Here is a 22,233-nt window from a genome sequence, read left to right as displayed (position 1 = left end):
ATCCGCCCTAGCTGCTTTCCTTGATGAGAGTGGGCGTATCGCGATTGGCCGAGTTGCCGGCCGAAGACCTGGGGACCCAGGGGGAGCAGAGTCGCGCCCGGCGTGTTCCGCAGGCAGCGGCATTGTTGGAACTGCTGCCCGTGCCTGCGGCCGTCGTGCAGGTGCTGAACGATGATCTGCATTTCACCGCGATCAACAAGCCCTTCCGACTTGCCGGGCTCGGAACGACTGCATCAGATTCGCCTTTGTTCCGGCTGCTCGGACCCACGATCCGCGATTTCCTCGAGTCCGAGAAGACTGAGATGGAATTCGCGTGGCAGATCGGCGAGCAGGTGGATCGCCGCCGATTCCTGGTCATGTTCGCACGCGAGCTTGGCGACTGCAGCAGCCGCTTCTGTCTGATCACTCTGGTGGATCAGACCGGCGAGTTGCGCACCGAGCACAGCCTGCGGCGCGAGATGGCGATCGACAGCCTGACGGGCCTGGCCAATCGTTCCGGCTTTGGCGATGTTCTGGAAGCGCGCGTGGAGCCCGATACGGCGGCGCGCTTTGCGGTGCTGGTGGTCAATCTCGATCGTTTCAGCCGCGTAAATGCCTGTCTTGGCGGGATCGCCGGCGACGAACTGCTGATTTCGGTAGCCCGGCGCCTGAAGGGCGCACTGCGCGGGCATGACATCCTAGCCCGCATGGGGGGCGACGAGTTCGGCGTCCTGCTGGCGGTGGAAGATGGCTATGCCGACGCAGCCCAGGTGGCGCGTCGCATCCAGTCCGCGTTGGTGACACCATTCCGCCTGTCCGACTTCGAGATTCGTGTGGACTGCTCCATCGGCATCGCGCTTGGCGCTGAAGTGAGCGGAGACACCGAGGATCTGATCCGCCACGCGCAGTTCGCGGTGAAGCGTGCCAAGAAGAGCGGCCGCGTCGAGTTTTACCAGACGCGCGCGTTCGACATCGCACGCGAACAGTTCGGCATTGAAACCGACCTGCGCCGCGCGATCGAGAATGGCGAGATGACGCTGAGCTATCAGCCCATCCTGGATTTCGCGTCGGGTCGGATCGTATCGTTCGAGGCGCTGGCGCGCTGGACCACGGACAGCGGCGTCAAGCTGTCTCCCGACGTGTTCATTCCCGTGGCCGAAGAATCGGGGCTGATCATCCCGCTGGGCCGCTGGGCGATGGACGAAGCCGCCAAGACACTGGCCGCGTGGAATGCGCAGTCTGGTGGTGACTGCGGCGTGAAGCTCGCGGTCAACCTGTCCGCCATCCAGTTGCAGCGCGACAACGTGCCAGACCTGGTCCAGTCCCTGCTCGAACGGCACGGCGTCGCCGGCAGCAGCTTCACGCTTGAGCTGACCGAAAGTGCGATTGTGAGCGATCCGGAACGGATCAGCCAGACGATGCTCGCCTTGAAGGGGCTGGGTACCACGCTGGCCATGGACGATTTCGGCACGGGCTATTCCAACCTCGCCTATCTCCAGAAGCTGCCGATCGACTTGCTCAAGATCGATCGCAGCTTCGTGACCGGCATGCTGGCCGACCGCGACAAGATTGCGATCGTGCGTGCTGTCCTGGGCCTGGCACAGGCACTGGGCATGCAGACCACGGCGGAGGGCGTCGAAAGCATCGAGCTGTCGCAAACGCTTGCCGCGCTCGGCTGCACTTATGGCCAAGGCTTTTTCTATGCCCGGCCCTTGATGCAGGAAGACGCGTACGATTACCTGGTTTCGCGCAACGCTTGAGCCACGGCCGCATCGGCCAGCGCTTCCACTCGCTGGGCTTCGGGAAAGCCTTCCGCGATCCAGCGATCTTCGACGGCACGAAGCGCGCGTGCCACGTCGGGCCCCTTCGCCAGCCCGCGGGCGACCAGCGCGCCGCCGCCGATCGGCAGGCGAGGCACGGTCCATCCGCTGATCATTGCGGCGTCGTCGCTTCGTCCGGCCAGCAGCAGCAAGTCGATCGCGATCTGCGGACCCGCGCGATAGGCGAGCGCCTGCGGAGACCCGTCGGGCAGCGATGCGGCCGCGGCGATCAGGCGCTTGCGCTGCACATTTGAGAGCTTCAGCCGCGCTCCGACCTGGTCGGCGACATTCTTGTCGGTAGGGAGCAGGGCGGACAGGCGCCGGATCGGGTCGGGTGCGATGCCTGCCGCCGCTTCCGCCGCCGCCAAGCCGGCCAGCCGTTCGGAGGATGTGATTTCCGGCAACACGGGCGCAAAGATGCCGCGACCGATCATCAGCTCCGTCACTCCGACCGCGCCACCGGCCACCACGAGCTTGAGCAATTCGTCAGCAATGCGCTCGCGAGACAGGGCCATCAGGTCCTTGGCGCGGGCGGTGCAGGCGTCGAGGCCCTCCGGATCTGGCGTGTCGCCGAACCGGGCAAGAAAACGGAAGAAGCGCAGGATGCGCAGGTGATCCTCGGCGATGCGCTGGAGTGGGTCGCCGATGAAGCGGACGCGGCGTACCTCCAGGTCGGCAAGGCCGCCGAAATAATCGAAAATCTCCCCCGAAATCGGATCGGCGTAGAGCGCGTTGATCGTGAAGTCGCGCCGCGCCGCGTCTTCCTGCCAATCATCGGTAAACGCAACCGTCGCCCGGCGCCCGTCGGTGGACACGTCCCGGCGCAGCGTCGTGACTTCCACCGGGCCGTTCTCCAGCACCGCGGTGATGGTGCCATGCTCGATGCCGGTGGGCACCGCGCGGATCTCGGCGGCCTTGAGCCGGTCCATCACGGCTTGCGGGGACAGCGGCGTGGCGATGTCAACATCGGCCACGGCTGTCCCGAGCAGCGTGTCACGCACGGAGCCGCCAACGAAGCGGCACTCGCCCAACGCGTAGACCAACTGGTCAAGGCCAGGACGCTCGCGCCATTCTGCCGTAGGAAGGATCATGCCGGCCACCGCAGCCGCCGCGACAGATTCACCAGCATCGCCGCGGTCGCACCCCAGATGCGGTGATCACCCCAGAGGATCTCGTAAAAGCGCCGCTCAGCCCCTTCGAACTGCACGCTATTCCGGCGATGATTGGCGGGGTCGAGCAGGAAGGTCATGGGCACCTCGAACAGATCAGCCACCTCCGCTTCCGAAGGCACCAGCGCCAGGTCCGGCGGGATCACGGCAAGTACGGGCGTCACGTCAAAGCCTGTAACGGTGCGGTAACGGTCTACCTCGCCGACGACCTGAACCTGCGAGCGGGGAAGGGCGATCTCTTCCTCGGCTTCGCGCAAGGCGGCGCTCACTGGCCCGTCATCCTCCGGATCGATGCGGCCACCGGGAAAGGCGACCTGGCCGGCGTGGCGGCGCAGCGTGTCGGTGCGCCGCGTAAGCAGAACGCCGGGTTCGCTCCGATCCGTCACCGCGATCAGCACGGCCGCGGCGCGACCGATGCTCTGCGGATCGAAATCGTGGTGGTCGCCTGGAAGCAGAACCGGTCCGGTATCGTGCGGAGCGTCCAGCGCTGTCCGCAAGCGCTCGGCCAAGGTCATTCGGCGGCGGATCCGAGCGGGAAGAAGGTGCCGTCGCTCCAGACGCCGGGCGGCGTGGAGCCGTTGGCCAGCGCAAGTTCGGCCAACTGGTAATAGACCGGGCGGGCTATCAGCGCTTCCAGGCCCCGGCGCACGTGCAGATAGGGGCGGGGGCCGTCCGCCCGCTCCTCGAAGCGCAGGCCGTGCGCGGGACCGGCAGTCAGCACGTCACCGGTGTTCAGGCGGAAGGCGAGGCGCATGGCTTCGCCGCTGCCGTCGCTCTTCATCTCGACGGCAACGAAGGGTGCGTCCTCGACATCGATGTCGAGCTTCTCCACGGGGGTGACGAGCACGTACTTCCCTTCAGCCTCGCGACGAAGGATGGTCGAGAACAACCGCACCATTGCCTGCCGGGTGATCGGCGCGCCCTGGTGGAACCAGGTGCCGTCGCGACCGATCCGCATTTCGCTGTCCCCGCAATGCGCCGGGTTCCAGCTGTCGACCGGCGGCAGGCGGTGCTCTTCGGCGAGGCGCGCGATCTCGGCGAGCGAAAGATTGGCAAAGTCTGGAAGCGGAGTGGTCGGCATTGCGGCAGCGTTAGGCCAGCCGGGCCTGACCCTCAAGCCGCTTGGTCAAGGCGTGGGCCGACAAGTCCGGCGCAGGTCGGAACTGCGGTGCCGCGCGCGAGCAGGCGGCGCTGCTCGTAGGGGCCAGGCAGCCGCCAAAGTCCGGTATGATTGGCCGTAAACCCAAAGAATCGCTCGTAATATTCCGGATCGCCGATCAGCATCAGCGCGTCGGAGCCCTCTACGCCGCGAACACTCGCAGCCTCTAGCACACACTCCATTAGCAGTCGGCCGATACCGCCGCGCTGAAGCGCCGGCTCTACCGCGACCGGACCCACCATCACCATCGGCACCTGCTCGCCGCCGTCGCAATGAAGGACGACCGGCCAGCACTGGATCGTCCCAAGCAAGTCGCCGTCCTGCCCCAATGCCGCGAAGCTCAGTTCCGGGATCGCTTCGGTTCCACTACGAATGCGGTAAGCGGTCCGTAGGTGCCGCTCCGGACCGAAAGCGCGGTCGAGCAGGTCTTCGACACGATCGGCAGCAATATCGGCAAGCGGTACCAGGATGGTCACCCAGCGGGTCCTCAGAAACGTGTCCCGCAACACCGGGCGGCGCGCTTTAACGCCGTTGTCAGGCGGTGCAAGGTTTATCGGGGCACCGGCAGTTGCGGCTTTTGCAATGCCGCAGCGTGCTTTCCCCTCGCCCCGCTTCTGCTATGGGGCGCGCCAGTTCCCCGCGAAAGGCACCTCCTTGCCCGATCTCCTGCAACTCCAGGTGCATGACCTGGAAGTCGAAGTCCTGACCGGCGTCTATTCCGAAGAGACGCACCTGCCGCAGCCGCTCCGCATCTCGGTGACGGCCGACCTCGACTTGCCGGAGCATTTCGAGCCAGACACGCCGCTAGGTGCGTCCAAGAGCTATCTCGACCTGAAGCATGCCGCCACGACGAGTCTGCCCAAGGACGTGCACTTCACGCTGATCGAAGCGGTTGCCGACCATATCTGCGACACCGTGTTCATATCGGACGCGCGGGTGCGGCGAGTAGAGATCCGCATCGTGAAGCTTGCAATTGCCGAGGGCGGCGAATCGATCGGGATAACGCTGGTCCGCCATCGCCGCTAACCCCTGCCGCTTATTGGCAGGGGCCGAGCGACTGTAGAACGAACTGATAATCCTCGCGGGCGATTACGGCACTGGCCGCGTCGCCGCTGTCGATGCTCGTGGCGGGTAGGTCGCGCGGAAGCCCGCATGCGAGGCGATACCAGAGCAATGTGCCGGGCCGCGCTGCGCCACCGGATTCGTCCACGATATCGCCGAGCGACACCGACCAGCGCGGCTGCTCGCCAGGGCGCCGCAGGATCTGAAGCGAAACGGGTGCATTGTTCGCGGTCTGCAGGAATATCTGCGTCTCGCCTTCGCCCGGCAGGGAGCCTGGAACGTGAAAGGCGTTGCCGACTCCGGTAACCGCCGGCGGCGCATCGGCGGCGAGCACTTCGCGCGTGATGCCGCGCACAAAGGCATCAAGCTCGGCGGACCAGAAGCGCTGCCCGTCGGGGTCGACAAGCTGCACCTGATCCCGTCGCGAGGCCACAGGGCGGGCGAACAGGAGAACACGATCCTTCTTCAGCCGCGGCGCCTTGCCGCGCGCGTCCAGCGCTACGTCCGCGACATAGCCGAGCCGCAAAGGCACCGAATCGGCTCCGCGAATCAGCGCCAGTACATCCACCTCGACATAGAAGCGCATGCGGCCCGGCGGTACGTTTACCGCTTCTTCACCCTTAATTCGGACCGCGCTGCGGATGCGCGCGTCGATGATCAGGGGTGCCGCCAACACTTGACGAGCAGTGGTGCTATAGCTTGGCAAGACGCTGATAGTGCTTGCGGCATTTTGTAGGGGATTCCCAAGGCTCACGCTGGGAACGGTTAATGATGCGGCGCAACAAAACGCTATCACAGGAACGCGGATCATGCGCTCCGTTACCGGATCGGCACCGTCGGATACAGAAATAATTCCGTCGCGCGCCAGGGATAGTTCAAAATGTCCGACAAAGCGTTTGCGTACCCCCCGGCGTCACGATAGAGACTCGCGCTCTGCCGAACCGGCGCAACACAGCGAACGGCGGGCGGACTTGCGCGTGGGTCTACCGGCTTGCGTCGGGGTCGCAGCAGATAAGAGGAGTGACGTTGCCGAATGGCTTACGCTGACCGTAATACAGGTGGCAGCCGGGTCGTGGCGATCGTTCTGGTCGCGTTGATCGTGGCTGGCATGGGTTATGCCTTCGTCACGGGTCTGGCATACCAATACATCAAGAAGAAGGCGGAAGAGCTTAAGACCTTCGAGGTCGAAGAGCCGCCACCTCCCCCTGAAGAAGTTCCGCCGCCGCCGCCGCCGCCGGACACCCCGGTTCCGCCGCCCCCGACTCAGGTCGTGGTGCCGCCGGCCCAGGTGCAGGTGCCGGTTCCGGCTCCGCCGATGAGCACGACGACGGTTATACCGCCGGCGCCGCCCATTTCGCCGCCTGCGCCGCCGGCTCCGCCCGCGCCGCCAGCTCCCCCTGCTGCTCCGGCTCCGGCCGCAATCAGCAAGGCAGCCGCTGCACGCGGCAACCCTGGCGAGTGGGTGACGAACGACGACTATCCGGCGTCCGCCCTGCGCAACGAAGAGGAAGGTTCTGTCGGCATCTCCTTCAACGTCAACGCCAAGGGCCGCGTCGAAGGTTGCTCGGTCACCTCGGGTTCGGGTTCGCGGGCGCTCGATGATGCGACCTGCCGACTGGTAACGTCGCGCGGACGTTATTCGCCCGCACTCGACGCCGCGGGAAATCCGGTACCCGGTGGACGCAAATCGCTGCGCTTCACCTGGAAGATTGCACAGTAAAGTAGGCGAAACCAAGCTGGCGACAGCCAGCGTTGACGGCAACTCTACAGAGGAAAGAAACGACGATGCTCACCACCATTCTCGCTGCTGCGGCACCCGCCGGCGAAAATCCGTACGGCCTGCAGGCTGCGCTCAAGGAAGGCGGCCTGATCTCGCAGACCGTGTTCGCCATCCTGGTGCTGTTCCTGTTCGTGTCGCTCTACATCTTGTTCACCAAGCTGTTTGAGCAGCAGAAGATCATCAACCAGGCCAAGCGCGTGCGCAGCGGCTTCTGGACCTCGAACAGCCTGCGCGAAGGCGCGGCCAAGCTCGAGAAGAACTCGGCTTATCGTCAGATCGTCGATGATGGCATCGCCGCTCAGGAGCAGCACAAGCAGCTGACTGATCCGGTCGAGGCACATGACTGGCTGCACGGTTCGCTCGCGCGTTCGGAAGCAACCATCAACTCGCAGCTCGGTGGCGGTCTCGCGTTTCTCGCGACGGTCGGCGCAACGGCTCCGTTCATCGGTCTGTTCGGTACCGTGATCGGTATCTACCGCGCACTCATCAAGATCGGTTCGTCCGGTCAGGCTTCGATCGACGCCGTTGCAGGCCCAGTCGGTGAAGCACTGATCATGACCGCCCTCGGTCTGGTCGTCGCCGTTCCGGCGGTGCTGGCGTACAACTTCCTGCAGCGCCGCAACAAGGCGATCGCAGAGAACCTCAGCTCCTTCTCGAACGACGTGCTGGGCTACCTCGCCTCAGACGGCAAGGTGCGTCCGGTCGCGACCAAGGCCACTGCAGCTCCGGTTGCAGGCGCCAAGGCGCCGGGCACCACCACGACCGCCGGCCAGGCCGGTGGCGTGCAGACCCGCGCGTAATTGAAAACGGGACCGCGCGGTTATCTCCGCGCGGTCCGGCTTCCGGGTCGCCCGGTGGCTCATACGAAGATAGGATAACGCCCAATGGCGATGAGCGTAGGCGAAGGCGGCGACGACTCCCCGATGTCGGAAATCAACACCACGCCCCTGGTGGACGTGATGCTGGTTCTCCTGATCATCTTCCTGATCGCCGTCCCTGTCGTGATTCAGACGGTCGATTTGCAGCTGCCCAAGGTGCAGTTCGAGCCGACCGTGACCAAGCCCGAGAATGTGGCGCTGTCGGTTACCGGCGCTGGCGGCCAGTGCCAGGTCTATTGGGGCATGTCGCCCGTTGGACACCAGGAACTGCTCGACCGGGCAGTGGCCAAGCTGAAGGCGGAAATTGATCGCCAGGGTGGCCCGAACGCGGCTGGCCTGGAACTGCCCGAAGTGCATATCCGCGGCGACGTGAACACCCCGTACCGCTGCATCGGCGGCACCATTTACACCATGCAGATGGCAGGCTTCGCGAAGGTCGGGTTCATCTCGGAACCGGAGCCCGGTTCCAATAATGCCCGTCTGTAATCCTGCGCAGCGGTTGAGGAGTATTTGACATGTCAATGAGCGCGGGCGGCAAAGACGACGAGCCGATGATGGAAATGAACACGACGCCGTTGATCGACGTCATGCTCGTGCTCCTCATCATGTTCATCATCACGATCCCGATCCAGACCCACGCGGTTAAGGTCGACCTGCCGCAGAACAGCCCGAACAACAGCCCGGTTGTCGATGCAGAGAAGAACAAGGTCTACATCGACGCGAACGGCAACGTGTTCTGGAACAGCGCCCAGATCGACGACGTGACGCTGCGTCAGTATCTCGACGCGTCGCTGCAGAAGGACCCGGAGCCGGAGCTGCACTTCCAGCCCGATCCGTCTGCACGGTATGACGTGGTCGACCGGGTGCTGGCGATCATCAAGCGTGCGAACGTCTCGAAGCTGGGCTTTGTCGGCAACGAGCAGTATCGTAACGACTTCTGATCTGCCGCGCTTCGGCGCAGCAGTTCGAGAGCGAGAGAAAGGCGGTCCCTCTGGGGCCGCCTTTTTGTTTGGGTCCGGCTTGCCCGTGTGCGACAGTGATGTCACATAAGAGTCATGCAAACGTCATGATCGCGTAATCATGCCGTCATGAGTCGAGGAGGATGTCATGCGTTTTGTTGCTCTGGCCGCGCTTCCCCTGATCGCCGCGACGGCGTTTCCTTCGGCACAGGCGCAGGAGAACGGCGCCGCCACGAGGCTGATCACCCGAGGGTTTTATGGGGAAGCGGAAGCACGCCTGATGCGTGAGCTCCGGATTTACCCAGATCGGCCCGAGCTGCTGCTCAATCTGGCCGCGGTCTATGCCCGCACCGGACGCGTGGATGCGGCGCGTTCGCTTTATGCGCGGGTTCTGTCGAAGGACGAGGTGTTGATGGATTTGGCGTCGCAGCGGACAGCGGGATCGCACGGGATTGCCAAGACGGGCCTCGATCGGCTCGCGCCGGTTCAGTTTACCGCCCGCTGATCCTGCACTTCACGCCTTCCAGCTGAGCGCGGCGCCAGGCGCAGCGCCTAGAGCCGCGGGAGCGTTACGCCGCGCTGGCCCATATATTTGCCGGCGCGATCGGCATAGCTGGTCTCGCAGGGCTCATTGCCCTGTAGGAAGAGAAACTGGCAGGCGCCTTCGTTGGCATAAATTTTGGCGGGCAGGGGAGTCGTGTTGGAGAATTCCAGCGTCACATGACCCTCCCATTCCGGCTCCAGCGGCGTGACATTCACGATGATCCCGCAGCGAGCATAGGTGGACTTGCCGAGGCAGATCACCAGCACGTCGCGCGGCACCCGGAAATACTCCACAGTTCTGGCAAGTGCAAAGCTGTTCGGCGGGATGATGCAGACGTCGGTCTTGCGATCAACGAAGCTGTTGGATGCGAAATCCTTTGGGTCGACCGTTGCCGAGTCCACGTTGGTGAAGATCTTGAACTCGTCGGCTACGCGCGCATCATAGCCATAGGACGAGAGGCCATAGCTGATGCACCCCTCGCGCCGCTGCGCCTCGACAAAGGGCTCGATCATGCGATTTGCGAGCGCCTGCTCGCGGATCCAACGGTCGGAAAGAATGCTCATAGCGGCCCCTTGAAAGCGACGCTTCGTTTTGCCCGAAGCAGGCGATCGGGCAAGCCCATCGCCTGTGGCAGGCCGGCTCTCAGCGAATCCCCAGATCGGCAGGGCCGAAGGCATGGGGAAGAAGGTCCGACAGCATGTGCGCGGAAATCTCGTCACCAGCGGCGCCAGCACAGAATACCGGCAGGTCGCGACCGGCAAGCTGCGCGGCTTCGTTGATGATCTGGCGGCAGCGCCCGCACGGGCTGATCGGCGCGGTATCGGCGTGGTCCATACGCCCGCCGATCACGGCGATGGCCACGACGTTGCGCAGTTTGCCCTGGGCGTTCACGGTTCCCAGTGCGACTGTCTCTGCGCACAGTGATATGCCGTAGCTGGCGTTCTCGAAGTTGGTCCCGGTCACGACCGTGCCATCGTCGAGCAGCACCGCGGCACCCACTGCGAACTTCGAATAGGGAGCATGCGCGTGCTTCGCTGCACCTCGCGCCGCTTTGACGAGCGCCTGCGCGCCTTGGTCGATCATGGTGCCATCACATCCCAGTTCAACGCTCCGGCCGCACCCTCGACGCGGCGGAGGCGTGACGCCTGCCACATCGTCCAGGGGCGCGCTAGGTATCCAGGCGCGAAAAAGGCGCCGCGTGCCCAGAGCGGTGCCGTGCTCAGCGTGCTCAGTTGATATACGCCCTCGAACCGCTTGGTGATGCCGAGGATCGCGCGCTTGCCGGTATGTGTCTCTACCGCCGCGACGAAGTCGGCAATCTCAGGCAGCAACGCCTCGCGAGCGGGCAGCGGACAGTCATCGCTGAGGTCGAACAGGATCGCCGGCGAAAGCTGATCGTCGCCGCGTGCGACAGTCGAAACGAAGTTGCCCGCCTGCGCCGAGCCAAGCTCGCAGATCGCGTAGACATGGAGCGCGCCGCGTTGGAGCCCGGCTTCCGCAGCGTTGCGCCAATGCTCGGCAAATCGGCTGTCGCGGCCGCGGTTTCCGATGGTAGCGCGCGCATAGACGAACTGTACTCCGCTCTTGCGTGCCTCCCACCAGTCGATCGGTCCGTCCGCCTCGCCGACGTCCACACCTTGGATCGGATAGCTGGCCGTCGATGGGCGCCAGCGTGCAAAGAAGTTCCAGGCGGTCAGGCTGATCAGCGCAGACGCGAACAGTAGCAGCGCGACGACTCGCAGCCGCCGCGTGAACCCGGAAACCAGCACCGCTCAACCCTTGATGTGGAGAACACAGAGAAGCGTGAAAAGCCGGCGGGCGGTGTCGAAATCAACTTCGATCTTTCCCTTAAGCCTTTCCTGGAGCAGCTCGGCAGCTTCGTTGTGCGTAGCGCGCCGCGCCATGTCGATAGGCTCGATATGCTGGGGAGAGGCGGCGCGGACCGCCTGGAAGTAGCTGTCACAGATTGCGAAGTAATCGCGAATCGGCCGCCGGAACCGGGCCAGCCCGAGGACGATGGTCTCCAGGTGCGAATCGTCGGCACGCCGGACTTCCAGCACCAGGCGATTCTCCTGCACGCTCAGGTGCAGCTTGTAGGGGCCCGCATAGCCATCGCCATGTCGCCGCTGCGGCGCGAAGCGATTCGCGGCGAGGAGGTCGGTGATGGCAACCTGCCGCTCCTGCTCGATATCATCCGAACGCCACAAGATGCTGCGCTCATCAAGCGTCACGTCTATGATGCGGGGCTCGGCCATGAGTGGCTCCTATCCGCTCATGCCCGTTATCCACAAGCGCGGCAGTTGATGCAGACGCTCGCTTGAGCGACAGGCACGACATGGCTCAACCGATTCCGTTCCCGACTCCTGAAGTGCCCGAGGGCATCAGCCTCCCCGCAAATGTGGAGGCGGAGGCCGCGCTGCTCGGCGCAATGATGATCGACAATCGCGTGGCCGAGGACGTGCTCCAGAAGATCCGGCCCGAGCACTTTTTCGAGCCGCTGCACGGCCGAATCTATGACGCGATCTCGACGATGGTCGGTGACAACCGGCTGGCAACTCCCGTGACCCTGCGTCCGCTCTTCGCCGCGGACGCAGCGATGAAGGAGCTAGGCGGCCCGGCCTACCTGGCGCAGCTGACGGGCAATCCGGCCAGCCTGATCGGCGCGCGCTCCTTCGCCGACCAGATCTATGACTTGGCGATGTTGCGCGCGCTGGTGACGGTGGGGCGTGACCTGGTGGACGGTGCGCTCGACACCAGCCAGGATATCAATCCTGCCAAGCAGATCGAGCAGGCCGAACTCAAGCTCTACGAAGTCGCCGAAAAGGGCGACAGCGAAGCTGGGCTCAAGTCGTTCAACCGCGCATCGATCATGGCGGTGCGCCAGGCCGAAAAGGCGATGAACTCGGGTGGCGGCATTTCGGGCGTGACCACCGGGCTCAGCGACCTCAATGCTTCGACCGGCGGCTTCAACCGCTCGGACCTGCTGATCCTTGCCGGGCGCCCGGGCATGGGTAAGACCTCGCTCGCAACCAACATCGCCTTTAACGCCGCCAAGCGCTGGGCCGACGATATCGAAGCCGGCATCCCGGAGGAAAAGTCGATCGGTGCGCCCGTCGCCTTCTTCAGCCTGGAAATGTCGGCCGACCAGCTCGCCATGCGCATCCTCTCCGAGCAGGCTGAAGTCGTCTCGGAAAAGCTGCGTACGGGCCAGATCAGCCATGCCGAGTTCCAGAAGTTCGCGCGTGCCGCCGGGGACCTGGAAAAGCTGCCACTGTTCATCGACGACACGCCGGGCCTGACCATTGCCGCGCTACGGACCCGTGCACGCCGCATGAAGCGCCAGCACAAGATCGGAATGGTCATCGTCGATTACCTTCAGCTGCTGACCGGAAGCGCGAAAGCGTCGGGTGACGGGCGTGTGCAGGAGATTTCCGAGATCAGCCGAGGCCTGAAGACGCTCGCCAAGGAACTGAACGTGCCGGTGCTGGCGTTGTCGCAGCTCAGCCGTGCGGTGGAAAGCCGCGAGGACAAGCGGCCGCAGCTCTCGGATCTTCGTGAATCGGGCTCGATCGAGCAGGACGCCGATATCGTACTGTTCGTGTATCGCGACGAATATTATCACGACTTCAAGGCGCCGACCAAGGTGCCCGACGGCACCGAAACCGCCGAGGAGCGCATTGCCTACGAAGAATGGCAGGCCAAGCAGCTGGAGGTCGCCAACAAGGCGACGGTGATCATCGCCAAGCAGCGCCACGGCGCGACGGGATCGGTGCACATGCGCTTCGACCGTCAGTTCACCAAGTTCAGCGATCTGGTGCACGAGGAGTATTGAGGCGCCTCCCGCGAGGGGCTGATCAGCGGTCCAGAAACTCGGCGATTACTGCATAGACTAAGTCCAACTCGGCACCGCTGATGCAGTAGGGCGGCATCACGTAGACCGTGTTGCCTAGTGGCCGCAGCAGCACCCCGCGGCTCCGCGCCAGGGCGGAGAGTGTCGGTCCCATTGCCGAGAGGTAGTTGGAACTGGGATCCTCCACCTCCAGCGCTGTGATGGTACCCAGTCGGCGCGCGTTGCGGACCTTGGGGTGCCCCGCGAGTGCGTTCAGCCGCTGCTGCTGGCGCGCGCCCAGGGCAGCGACACGTGCAAGCACCGGTTCCTCACGCCAGATGGCCAGATTGGCGTTGGCGGCCGCGCAGGCGATCGGGTTCGCGGTGTAGCTTGAAGAATGGAAGAACATCCGCGCTCGTTCGGGCGAGAGGTGGGCCTCGAAGATCGGAGCAGTTGCGAGGGTTACTGCCAGCGGCACGGCTCCGCCCGTCAGTCCCTTGGACAGGCAGAGGATGTCGGGAACCACGCCCGCCTGATCGCAGGCGAGCAGCGAGCCGGTCCGGCCCCAGCCGGTCATCACTTCGTCGGCAATAAACAGCACCCCGTAGTGGGCGCAGATTGCCCGCATCGCGGCCAGCAGGGCGGGGGAATAGGTTTTCATGCCGCCAGCGCCCAGGATCAGCGGCTCCACCAAGAACGCGGCCGGGCCCTGTCGGCATTCCGCTTCGAGCGCGTCCAGCGTCGCCTGCTCGTTCCCTGGCTCAGGGAACGGGATGGATGCGACATCGAAGAGCAGCGGCTGATAGGGACGGTTGAACACACCACGCGCACCCACGGACATGCCGCCGATCGTGTCGCCGTGATAGCCATGCTCCATCACCACGATGCGGTGGCGTGGCGTGCCGCGATTATCCCAAAAGCCGAGCGCCATCTTCAGCGCCACTTCCACGCTGGTCGAGCCGCTGTCCGAGAAGAACACATGGGCAAGCGAGGCGGGCAGCATGTCGGTCAAGCCGCGGGCGAGGTCCTCGGCGGGCGCGTGGGTCCAGCCGGCAAAGATTATCTGGTCGAGTTGCCCTGCCTGTGCCTGTATCGCTGCCGTGATGCGCGGGTGGCAATGGCCATGGGTGGTCACCCACCATGACGAAATCGCATCGACATAACGCTCGCCGCTACGAGCGTGCAGGGTTGCTCCCTCGGCGCGCGCGATCTCCGGGATGGGCTCGCCAAGGCCGTGCTGGGTGAAGGGATGCCATATCGGCGAGGTCACGGGCGGAGGTCCTTGAAGTTCGCGGCAAATACCTGCGCCAGGCGCTCGGCGTCCAGCGCTTCCAGTATCGGCAGGCGGCCAAGGCGTGGCACGCGGCCAATCGCGCAGATCGTCGCTTCGGTATCGTCGTTCGCCTCACCAACAAAGGCGATGCCCAGCACGGGCACGCCGCGCGAGCGCAGCGCCTCAAGCGAAAGCAAGCTGTGGTTGATCGTTCCGAGCGCCGTGCGGGCGACGAGGATCGTCGGCAGCGCCCAGCGCGCAAACAGGTCAGCGTAGAGGAAGGTACGGGTGAGGGGCACCAGCACACCACCAGCGCCTTCGATCACCAGCGGGCGATCGGTTGCGGGAGGAGTAAGCCGCGCAGGATCGATTTCCACCTGGTCGATCTCGGCGGCACGATGCGGTGAGCACGGCGTGCGCAGGCGATAGGCAGGCGGCACGATCCGATCCGGCGGCAGGTGAGCAAGGCAAGCGACCGTGTCGCTGTCCTCATCGTCATCCAAGCCGCTTTGCACGGGCTTCCAATAGGCGCCGTTCAGCGCGGCGGTGAGGCCCGCTGCGAAGACGGTCTTGCCAATGCCGGTATCGGTTCCGGTGACGACTATGGCGTCTGTCATGCAAAGCCTCCAGCGAGCGCTTCCGACAGAGCAGCTATGTCTTGGGGCGAGATGTTGAGGGTCAGCGACAGGCGCAGGCGCGCCGTCCCCGCGGGTACTGTCGGGGGCCGGATGCCACGGACATCGAACCGCTGTGCCTGTAGCGCCGCGGCAGCGCGCATGGTGCGCGCGTCATCACCGAGCAGGAGCGGCAGGATCTGCGATCCGGTGGCGAGTGCCCCGGCGGGAACCAGTCGCTCATGTGCCAGCGCGATCAGGGTATGCAGGCGCTGGCGCCGTTCCGGCTCATCTTGGAGTATACGCAGAGCTTCGCGCACCGCGGCGGCCATCAGCGGCGATGGCGCGGTGGAGAAGATGAAGGCGCGGCCACGGTTCACGATGAAGTCGGTGACCGTCGCCGGTCCGGCGATTAGCGCCCCCTCACAGCCGAGTGCCTTACCGCAGGTGTGCAGCGTGACGACGTTGTCGCGCGCGGGCAGGTCGGCAGACACGCCACGGCCCTGCGGGCCGAACACGCCGGTGGCATGGGCCTCGTCGATCAGCAGGATGGCGCCGGTCCGGTCAGCGACGTCCGCGATCTGGGTTAGTGGCGCCTGATCGCCGTCCATGCTGTATAGGCTTTCCACTGCGATCCAGGGTCTCCCAGTGCCGCCTTCGCGTCGCCAGTCGGCGATCGTGTCGGCAAATGCATCGACATCGTTATGCTTGGCCGGACGGCTCGGCGCGCGGCTGAGCCGCATGCCTTCATGTGCGCTTGCGTGAATCCGCTCGTCATACACGATGAGGTCGCCGCGCTGGGGAAGTGTCGCGAACAGCAGTGCGTTGGCGGCATATCCGCTTGCCAGGAAGAGCGCAGACTCCGTGCCGAAGAACGCGGCGGCTTCGGCTTCCAGCGCCTCGTGCTCAGCGTGATTGCCGCGCAGAAGGCGCGACCCGCCTGATCCGATCGGAACGCCGCGGGCCAGCGCGTTCTGAACTGCGGCCCTCAAGCGAGGAGCGCTGGCCAGCCCGAGATAGTCGTTCGAAGCGAAATCGAGCCCCGCGCGAGGCGCCAATCTCCGGCGCCTGCTTACGGCACTCAGCGCCGCCAGATCGCGCTCATGATCGGGGAAGAAGGACATGCATCCCGTAATCACAATCTTTGGCGCGCGCCAAGCGGCGCCTCAGAACACCGGCTGGTTGGGATCGTTGTCCGTGACCGGCGTATGGATGCCGCACTCGGTCTTGTCCCATCCGCGCCAACGGCCCGCACGGGGGTCTTCGCCGGGCTTGACGATGCTGGTGCATGGCGCGCAGCCGATCGAGAGATAGCCTTGTTCGACGAGCGGGTGCTGGGGAAGATTGTGCTTCGCGAAATAGCCGTCGAGTTCGTCCTTGGTCCAATCCGCGAGCGGATTGAACTTCATGCGACCAGCCGGATCGCTGATGTCGAGCTCGAAGCGCGGCAGCGCGTTTCGGGTGTTGGCCTGAAACGCCTTGCGGCCGGTGATCGTCGCATCGAAGCCGGCGAGCGCGTTGGCGAGCGGCACGACCTTGCGGATCTCGCAGCAACCATCGGGATCGAACGACCAGCGCAGTTCGCTGGCGTCGCGCTGGGCCACTACGTCCGGGTCCGGCTGGAGATTGCGCAAGTCCGTCAGCCCCAGATGCGCGGCGAGCTGGTCGCGATAGGCAAGCGTCTCGGGAAAGTGCCGGCCGGTGTCGAGGAACAGCACGGGGACGCTGGGGTCGACGCTGGCGACGAGGTGGAGCAGCGTGGCGGACTCGGCGCCGAAGGACGACACCAGCGCCACATTGCCGAGCACCCGCTCGCGCAGCACGGCCTCGAGCACTTCGTGCGTCGTGGCACCATGGAAGCGGGTGTTGAGCCGGATCGCGTCGGCCGCGGTGAAGCGCGGTGCCACGTCGAGGCGGTCGATCTTGCGCAGAGCTTCAGCCATGGCGGCGTTTCCAAACCGGAACGTGCGGGTCGGCTGCGGCCTGATAGTGATGGTCGTAGCGTTCCAGGCTGGCCTGGAGGACCGATGCATCTACCGGTGCCTCAGGCGCGAAGCTGTCGAAGCCGCAGCGGCGCATCAGCGGGATCTGGTCGACCAGCACATCGCCCTGGGCGCGGAGCTCGCCGGTATAGCCGGCTTCGCGAAGGATGCGGCCCGAGGAATAGCCGCGGCCGTCGCGGAACTTGGGGAAGCTGACTTCCACCAGCGCGATCCGGTCGAGATGCGGCAGGAGGATGCGGGCGTCCTCGCCGGCTTCGATGCGGACGGCGGTTGCGTTCGACTGACCTAGGAAGCTGTCGAGCGTGACGGCGGGTTCGTCATGCGCCTCGTCTTCGCGGAAGCGGATTGCATCAACCATAGATTGCCTCCTTGAACGGCTCCATGCCGATGCGGCGATAGGTATCGACGAAGCGCTCGCCCTGATCGCGTTGGGCGAAATAAACGTCGGTGGCCTTTTCGATGGCGTCGACGATGCCGTCTTCGGAGAAGCCGGGGCCGGTGATCTTGCCCAGACTGACATCCTCCGCACCCGATCCGCCGAAGAGCAGCTGGAAGTTCTCGGTGCCCTTACGATCGACGCCCAGGATGCCGATGTGGCCTGCGTGATGATGGCCGCAGGCGTTGATGCAGCCGCTGATCTTGAGCTTCAGTTCGCCCAACTCGCGCTGGCGATCGAGGTCGGCGAAACGCTGGGCAATCTTCTGCGCGACGGGGATCGAGCGGGCATTGGCGAGGCTGCAATAATCAAGACCGGGGCAGGCGATGATGTCGCTGATCAGGTCGAGATTGGCTTCGGCCAGGCCCGCTTCGGCCAGTATCTGGTATACGCGGAAAAGGTCCTTCTTCGCGACGTGGGGAAGGACGATATTCTGGGCGTGCGTGACGCGTAACTCATTGAAACTGAATCGTTCTGCCAGACCGGCAAGCGTGTCCATCTGGTCGGCCGAGGCGTCGCCGGGAATTCCGCCCGTTGGCTTGAGGGAAACGGTGACGACGGCGTAACCCGCTGTTTTATGGGCAGAAACATTCTGATCTACCCAGGCGGCGAAGGTGCGGTCGCTGCGATCGACGTCGTCGGAGAGCCCGGTTTCGTACGCGGGCGGCGCGAAGTGCGCGGCGATGCGGTCGAACTCCGCCTGGGGCGGATCGATGCCGAGTTGCTTCACCGCCTGGAATTCGGCCTCAACTTCATCGCGGTATTTGTCGGCGCCGATCTCGTGGATCAGGATCTTGATCCGCGCCTTGTAGATGTTGTCGCGGCGGCCGTAGCGATTGTAGACGCGCAGGCAGGCCTCGAGATAGCTGATGAAGTCCGCAAAGGGCACGAAGTCCTTGATCAGCGGGGCGATCATCGGGGTGCGGCCCATGCCGCCGCCGACATAGATGCGGCCGCCCAGCTCGCCGGCGTCGTTCTTCACGATCTGAATGCCGATATCGTGCAGGCGCATCGCCGCACGGTCCGTGTCGCTCGCGATGACCGCGATCTTGAACTTGCGGGGCAGGTAGGTGAATTCGGGGTGGAAGGTGCTCCACTGGCGGAGCAACTCGGCCCAGGGGCGCGGATCGGTGATTTCGTCGGCGGCGGCGCCGGCGAACTGGTCCGAGCTGATGTTGCGGATGCAGTTGCCGCTGGTCTGGATGGCATGCATCTCGACCGTGGCGAGTTCTTCCAGGATCTCGGGCGTGTCGGCGAGCTTGATCCAGTTGAACTGGATGTTCTGGCGCGTGGTGAAATGGCCATAGCCGCGGTCGTATTTGCGGGCGATGGTGGCCAGCATCCGCATCTGGCGGCTGTCCATCGTGCCATAGGGAACGGCGACGCGCAGCATATAGGCGTGCAGCTGGAGATAGAGGCCGTTCATCAGCCGGAGCGGCTTGAACTGATCCTCGGTCATATGGCCTTCGAGGCGGCGGCGGACCTGGTCGCGGAACTCGTCGATCCGAGCAGCGACAATGGAGTGGTCGTATTCGTCGTATTTGTACATCAGATCACCCAGCTGCCGGCGTCAGGGTCGGCGGGTTTAAGCGTGAGGTCGGGGCGCACGGTCGGCCCCAAGGCGCGGATGCGGTCCTTGATGTGGGCGGGGCGGGGGCCTTCGGGAGTGGCGTCGGCGTCGATGACGTAGGGGGTGTTCACGCGGCGCGCGGCTTCCTCGACCTGGGCGAGGATGTCGCCCTGATCGCCGACATCCTTGGCGTCTTCGATGTGGCGGGACCAGCCTTCGCCGGTCCACCAGGTGACGTCGCCAGTGACGAGGTCATTGCCGGTCAGGATCTTCATTGCGCGACCTCCGCCATGCGCGCCCATTTGGCCAGCTTGTCCTCGGCATCGGCGAGGCGGACGACTTCGCCGACGACGATCACTGCCGGGCTCTGCACGTCCTCGCGCTCGACCATCGGGCCGAGATCGGCGAGCAAGGTGCGGATCGCGCGATGGCCCTGAAGGGTGGCGCGTTCGAGGACGGCGACGGGCATGTCGGGCGCGACGCCGTCGGTCATCAGCTTGTCGGCGATAGCGTTGGCGGTCGCGACGCCCATGTAGATGACCAGCGTGCGGCCCTTGCCGACGAGCCCGGACCAGTCCTGCTCGGTCAGGCCCTTGCACTGGCCGGCGACGAAGCTGACCGCGCTCGACCAGTCGCGATGGGTGAGCGGGAGCATCGCCTCGGCCGCGGCGCCAAGGGCTGCCGAGACGCCGGGGATGACTTCGACGGGGAGGCCGGCTTCGCGCACGGCTTCGACTTCCTCGCCGCCGCGGCCGAAGATGAAGGGGTCGCCGCCCTTGAGGCGCACGACGATCGCGCCGGTCTTTACATGGGCGATGATGAGGGCGTTGATCGATTCCTGCGACAGTGTGTGGCGGCTGCGGCGCTTGGCGACCGAGATGCGGTGCGCCTGGGGTGCGAGATCGAGGACGCGCGGATCGACCAGGCCGTCATGGACGAGGACGTCGGCCTCACGCAGTGCCTCGACGGCGCGGACGGTAAGCAGGCCGGGGTCGCCCGGGCCTGCGCCGACTAGGATCACGCGGCCGCGTGCGGAAGGATCTAGGAGCGTTGCCATGGATGGCAGATGGTCCCGGGGGCGGGTGGTCGCAATCGACGGATGCTTTGGGGGGGCGTAGCGGAGCTTTTGCGGGCGTGGGGGCCGGGTTTGAAGAAGGGTGGTTCACGCGAAGGCGCGAAGCTCGCGAAGAAGTTTGGGTTGCACGCGGAGGCGCGGAGGCGCGGAGTTTAGAAGAAGATAGGAGTTCGCGCAGAGGCGCAGAGGGTTTGGTTGCCGCGATAGCGGCAGGAGTTATCCGAAGGGTTCAGCGTGGTGTGCGGTTTGATGGTCTTCCGGCGCATGGCGCGGGCTACTCTCTGCGCCTCTGCGTGAACCGCTCTCTTCTTGTTTTTCTCGCTTCGCGCCTTCGCGCCTTCGCGTGAACCATCTTGTTCCCCGGCGAAGGCCGGGGCCCAGTTGCAAGCAGGTGGAAGAATCGCTGTCCCGCCGCCTCGGGCACCTTGGCAACTGGGCCCCGGCCTTCGCCGGGGAACTGTTTAGAGTGGTTCAGGGCGTATCTTCTCCCGTCACCCCGGCCTTGAGCCGGGATGACGGAGGAGGGTTAGCGCGCTGCGATCGGCGCGCCGGCTGTGGCCAGCGCCTGGGCGTGGGCCTTGATCAGGGCGTGGGTGGTGGTGTCCTGGTCGTAGACGCCATACCAGCCCTGAGGTTCGTGGGGCGGGTCGCCGACCCAGTTGGTGTCGCCGGTGCGGAAGCGGTGGTCGCCGTGGACGGCGCGGCCTTCGCCGTTCCAGGCCCAGAAGTTGGAGCCGGCGATGGGCCCGCCGGTGCGGACGCTGTTCAGGACCGCATCGAAGATCTGGCCGTAATAGCGGTCCTTGAACGCGGTGGTGCTTTCGGGATCATAGCCGCCGCCGTCGCGGGGATAGCCGAATTCCTCGATCACCAGCGGCTTGTTCAGATCGCGGGCGAGGGCTTCGTGCTGTTGCAGATAGTCGGCGACCTTAATACGGCCGGCCTCGTGGGTGCCGGGCAGGTTTTTCGCGTCGACCCAGCTCCAGTTGAGCGGCCAGATGTGCGCGGTGCAGTAGTCGATCTCGGGGAAGCCGTGCTCGGTCTTGTAGATGTCGGCACGCTCGACGGTGCCCTTCAGCCCCTCGCTGCCGGTGGAGACGAGGTGGTTGGCGTCGAGCGTCTTGATGAGGCGGGCGGTGCCGCGCACCCAATCCTGGAAGAAGGGCAGGTTGCGCGCGGCTACCTGTGGGCCGCCGCCCGGGCGCGGCTCGTTGGCGAGCTGCCAGGACATGATGGTGGGATCGTCGCGATAGGCGGTGCCGGTGACGCGGTTGGTGCGGCCGACCAGTTCGCGGACCCAGTCATGGTAGAGCGCGACGGCCTTTGGGGTGCGGTAGAATTCGGACGTGGCATCGGCGAATTCCGGCCAAGGGTGGGCGGGGTCGTTTGCGTCGATATATTTGCCGCCGTTGACGTAGCTTAGATACGTCATCATGCCGCCCGACCATTCCCAAAAATTGGTCAAGTAGAGCACCGCCTTCATGCCGCGCTTGCCCATTTCGGCGAGGCAGAAATCCAGGCCATCGAGCAGCGCGGGATTGTAGGTGGTGCCGTTGTTGCGGAAGCTGGGGCTGACGGCGTTCTTGAGTGGGGATGTCTCCGAGCTTGCTAGCAGGCGCAGGTTGGTGACGCCGATCGACGTGAGCTTGTCGAGCTCACGGCGCAGGCGCTCGCGATTGCCATAGTCGGTCTTGGCGCCGAGATACGCGCCGTACCAGATGTTGGCGCCGACGAAGCGGTAGGGCTTGTTGTCGAGGGTGAGGCGGGTGCCGGTGCGGCGAACGAAAGGGCCAGCGGGGGCGGCGTGGGCTGCGCTTGGAAGCGCGAGCGTGCCGGTGAGCGCGGCTGCGGCGCCGAGTAGGTCGCGGCGGGTGGTCATGGGGGTCCCCTCTCTTTTGGTTTGGGAGGGGTGTAGCGGGTTGCTCCGAAACGTAAATCCTCCCCGGCACGGGGAGGGGAACCGCTCGCGCCAGCGAGGGGTGGAGGGGGCTTTCCGCAGGCGGCCCGCCCGTGGCGATCCCCCTCCACCAGCTGCGCTGGTCCCCCTCCCCGTTCCGGGGAGGAGTTGATCAGTCGAAGAGTG

At 65.0% G+C, this 22,233-nt stretch carries 26 protein-coding genes; 8 read left to right on the top strand and 18 right to left on the bottom strand.

The window, feature by feature from the left end:
- Positions 1-122: 122 nt before the first annotated feature.
- The gene (locus tag LQ953_RS14635) at positions 123-1,739 is read left to right on the top strand and encodes a putative bifunctional diguanylate cyclase/phosphodiesterase (RefSeq protein ID WP_231031718.1); all 1,617 of its coding nucleotides are present in this window, start codon (positions 123-125) and stop codon (positions 1,737-1,739) included.
- On the opposite strand, the gene LQ953_RS14630 is transcribed toward LQ953_RS14635, so the two are convergent.
- The 4 genes from LQ953_RS14630 to LQ953_RS14615 are packed head-to-tail and all read right to left on the bottom strand — an operon-like array spanning position 1,715 to position 4,603.
- The gene (locus tag LQ953_RS14630) at positions 1,715-2,890 is read right to left on the bottom strand and encodes a CCA tRNA nucleotidyltransferase (protein ID WP_231031716.1); all 1,176 of its coding nucleotides are present in this window, start codon (positions 2,888-2,890) and stop codon (positions 1,715-1,717) included. The genes LQ953_RS14635 and LQ953_RS14630 overlap by 25 nt on opposite strands.
- Positions 2,887-3,483, bottom strand: coding sequence for a CoA pyrophosphatase (locus LQ953_RS14625; protein ID WP_231031714.1), 597 nt, complete (start codon positions 3,481-3,483; stop codon positions 2,887-2,889). Before LQ953_RS14625 ends, LQ953_RS14630 begins: the two co-directional genes overlap by 4 nt.
- Positions 3,480-4,049 (bottom strand): DUF1285 domain-containing protein, encoded by a 570-nt coding sequence (locus LQ953_RS14620; protein ID WP_231031712.1) that lies wholly within the window; start codon positions 4,047-4,049, stop codon positions 3,480-3,482. Before LQ953_RS14620 ends, LQ953_RS14625 begins: the two co-directional genes overlap by 4 nt.
- 32 nt (positions 4,050-4,081) lie before the next feature.
- Positions 4,082-4,603 (bottom strand): GNAT family N-acetyltransferase, encoded by a 522-nt coding sequence (locus tag LQ953_RS14615; protein WP_231031710.1) that lies wholly within the window; start codon positions 4,601-4,603, stop codon positions 4,082-4,084.
- 178 nt (positions 4,604-4,781) lie between these two features.
- Between LQ953_RS14615 and LQ953_RS14610 the strand changes: the two genes are divergently transcribed.
- Positions 4,782-5,153, top strand: coding sequence for a dihydroneopterin aldolase (locus LQ953_RS14610; protein ID WP_231031708.1), 372 nt, complete (start codon positions 4,782-4,784; stop codon positions 5,151-5,153).
- A 10-nt stretch (positions 5,154-5,163) separates the two neighbouring features.
- Here the strand turns inward: LQ953_RS14610 and LQ953_RS14605 are convergent, their stop codons facing one another.
- Positions 5,164-5,865: a hypothetical protein gene (locus LQ953_RS14605; protein WP_231031707.1), complete on the bottom strand. Its 702-nt coding sequence runs from the start codon at positions 5,863-5,865 to the stop codon at positions 5,164-5,166.
- A gap of 357 nt (positions 5,866-6,222) precedes the next feature.
- On the opposite strand from LQ953_RS14605, the gene LQ953_RS14600 reads away from it, so the two are divergent.
- The 5 genes from LQ953_RS14600 to LQ953_RS14580 all read left to right on the top strand — a co-directional run bounded on the left by LQ953_RS14600 (position 6,223) and on the right by LQ953_RS14580 (position 9,311).
- Positions 6,223-6,909: an energy transducer TonB gene (locus tag LQ953_RS14600; protein ID WP_231031705.1), complete on the top strand. Its 687-nt coding sequence runs from the start codon at positions 6,223-6,225 to the stop codon at positions 6,907-6,909.
- Between the two features lie 65 nt (positions 6,910-6,974).
- Positions 6,975-7,769: a MotA/TolQ/ExbB proton channel family protein gene (locus tag LQ953_RS14595; RefSeq protein WP_231031703.1), complete on the top strand. Its 795-nt coding sequence runs from the start codon at positions 6,975-6,977 to the stop codon at positions 7,767-7,769.
- An 84-nt stretch (positions 7,770-7,853) separates the two neighbouring features.
- Entirely contained in the window at positions 7,854-8,333 is a 480-nt protein-coding gene (locus LQ953_RS14590; protein WP_231031701.1) for an ExbD/TolR family protein, read from the top strand.
- Between the two features lie 29 nt (positions 8,334-8,362).
- Positions 8,363-8,788 carry an ExbD/TolR family protein gene (locus tag LQ953_RS14585; protein ID WP_231031699.1) on the top strand — a complete coding sequence of 142 codons (426 nt, stop codon included), beginning with the start codon at positions 8,363-8,365 and terminating at the stop codon, positions 8,786-8,788.
- 166 nt (positions 8,789-8,954) lie between these two features.
- Entirely contained in the window at positions 8,955-9,311 is a 357-nt protein-coding gene (locus LQ953_RS14580) for a tetratricopeptide repeat protein (protein WP_231031697.1), read from the top strand.
- Between the two features lie 47 nt (positions 9,312-9,358).
- On the opposite strand, the gene dcd is transcribed toward LQ953_RS14580, so the two are convergent.
- The 4 genes from dcd to LQ953_RS14560 form a co-directional block, all read right to left on the bottom strand.
- The gene (gene dcd / locus LQ953_RS14575; RefSeq protein ID WP_231031695.1) at positions 9,359-9,913 is read right to left on the bottom strand and encodes a dCTP deaminase; all 555 of its coding nucleotides are present in this window, start codon (positions 9,911-9,913) and stop codon (positions 9,359-9,361) included.
- Between the two features lie 79 nt (positions 9,914-9,992).
- Positions 9,993-10,433 carry a cytidine deaminase gene (locus tag LQ953_RS14570; protein WP_231031693.1) on the bottom strand — a complete coding sequence of 147 codons (441 nt, stop codon included), beginning with the start codon at positions 10,431-10,433 and terminating at the stop codon, positions 9,993-9,995.
- A complete protein-coding gene (locus tag LQ953_RS14565; protein WP_231031692.1) occupies positions 10,430-11,119 on the bottom strand; it encodes a GH25 family lysozyme in 690 nt (229 codons plus the stop codon). Before LQ953_RS14565 ends, LQ953_RS14570 begins: the two co-directional genes overlap by 4 nt.
- 3 nt (positions 11,120-11,122) lie before the next feature.
- Complete coding sequence (locus LQ953_RS14560; protein ID WP_231031690.1) at positions 11,123-11,605, bottom strand: UPF0262 family protein; 483 nt, start codon at positions 11,603-11,605, stop codon at positions 11,123-11,125.
- An 80-nt stretch (positions 11,606-11,685) separates the two neighbouring features.
- Here LQ953_RS14560 and LQ953_RS14555 point away from each other — a divergent pair, with 80 nt between their 5' ends.
- A complete protein-coding gene (locus LQ953_RS14555) occupies positions 11,686-13,182 on the top strand; it encodes a replicative DNA helicase (RefSeq protein ID WP_231031687.1) in 1,497 nt (498 codons plus the stop codon).
- A 22-nt stretch (positions 13,183-13,204) separates the two neighbouring features.
- Here the strand turns inward: LQ953_RS14555 and LQ953_RS14550 are convergent, their stop codons facing one another.
- The 9 genes from LQ953_RS14550 to LQ953_RS14510 form a co-directional block, all read right to left on the bottom strand.
- Positions 13,205-14,449, bottom strand: a complete 1,245-nt coding sequence (locus tag LQ953_RS14550; RefSeq protein ID WP_231031685.1) for an adenosylmethionine--8-amino-7-oxononanoate transaminase — start codon at positions 14,447-14,449, stop codon at positions 13,205-13,207.
- Positions 14,446-15,069, bottom strand: coding sequence for a dethiobiotin synthase (bioD, locus tag LQ953_RS14545; protein ID WP_231031683.1), 624 nt, complete (start codon positions 15,067-15,069; stop codon positions 14,446-14,448). The genes LQ953_RS14550 and bioD overlap by 4 nt, the downstream gene beginning before the upstream one ends.
- A complete protein-coding gene (locus LQ953_RS14540; RefSeq protein WP_231031681.1) occupies positions 15,066-16,190 on the bottom strand; it encodes an 8-amino-7-oxononanoate synthase in 1,125 nt (374 codons plus the stop codon). The genes bioD and LQ953_RS14540 overlap by 4 nt, the downstream gene beginning before the upstream one ends.
- A gap of 42 nt (positions 16,191-16,232) precedes the next feature.
- On the bottom strand, positions 16,233-17,009 hold the full coding sequence (locus LQ953_RS14535) for a phosphoadenylyl-sulfate reductase (protein WP_231031680.1): 777 nt from the start codon (positions 17,007-17,009) through the stop codon (positions 16,233-16,235).
- Entirely contained in the window at positions 17,002-17,427 is a 426-nt protein-coding gene (locus LQ953_RS14530; protein ID WP_231031679.1) for a DUF934 domain-containing protein, read from the bottom strand. Before LQ953_RS14530 ends, LQ953_RS14535 begins: the two co-directional genes overlap by 8 nt.
- A complete protein-coding gene (locus LQ953_RS14525; RefSeq protein WP_231031677.1) occupies positions 17,420-19,054 on the bottom strand; it encodes a nitrite/sulfite reductase in 1,635 nt (544 codons plus the stop codon). The genes LQ953_RS14530 and LQ953_RS14525 overlap by 8 nt, the downstream gene beginning before the upstream one ends.
- Complete coding sequence (locus LQ953_RS14520; RefSeq protein WP_231031675.1) at positions 19,054-19,350, bottom strand: DUF2849 domain-containing protein; 297 nt, start codon at positions 19,348-19,350, stop codon at positions 19,054-19,056. The genes LQ953_RS14525 and LQ953_RS14520 overlap by 1 nt, the downstream gene beginning before the upstream one ends.
- Positions 19,347-20,132, bottom strand: coding sequence for a uroporphyrinogen-III C-methyltransferase (gene cobA / locus LQ953_RS14515; RefSeq protein ID WP_231031673.1), 786 nt, complete (start codon positions 20,130-20,132; stop codon positions 19,347-19,349). Before cobA ends, LQ953_RS14520 begins: the two co-directional genes overlap by 4 nt.
- 544 nt (positions 20,133-20,676) lie before the next feature.
- Positions 20,677-22,029, bottom strand: coding sequence for a glycoside hydrolase 5 family protein (locus tag LQ953_RS14510; protein WP_231031671.1), 1,353 nt, complete (start codon positions 22,027-22,029; stop codon positions 20,677-20,679).
- Between the last annotated feature and the right edge of the window lie 204 nt (positions 22,030-22,233).

It is taken from the genome of Sphingomonas sp. IC-56 (assembly GCF_021043375.1).
GTDB lineage: Bacteria > Pseudomonadota > Alphaproteobacteria > Sphingomonadales > Sphingomonadaceae > Sphingomonas.
This window is presented reverse-complemented; position numbering and strand designations above follow the sequence as displayed.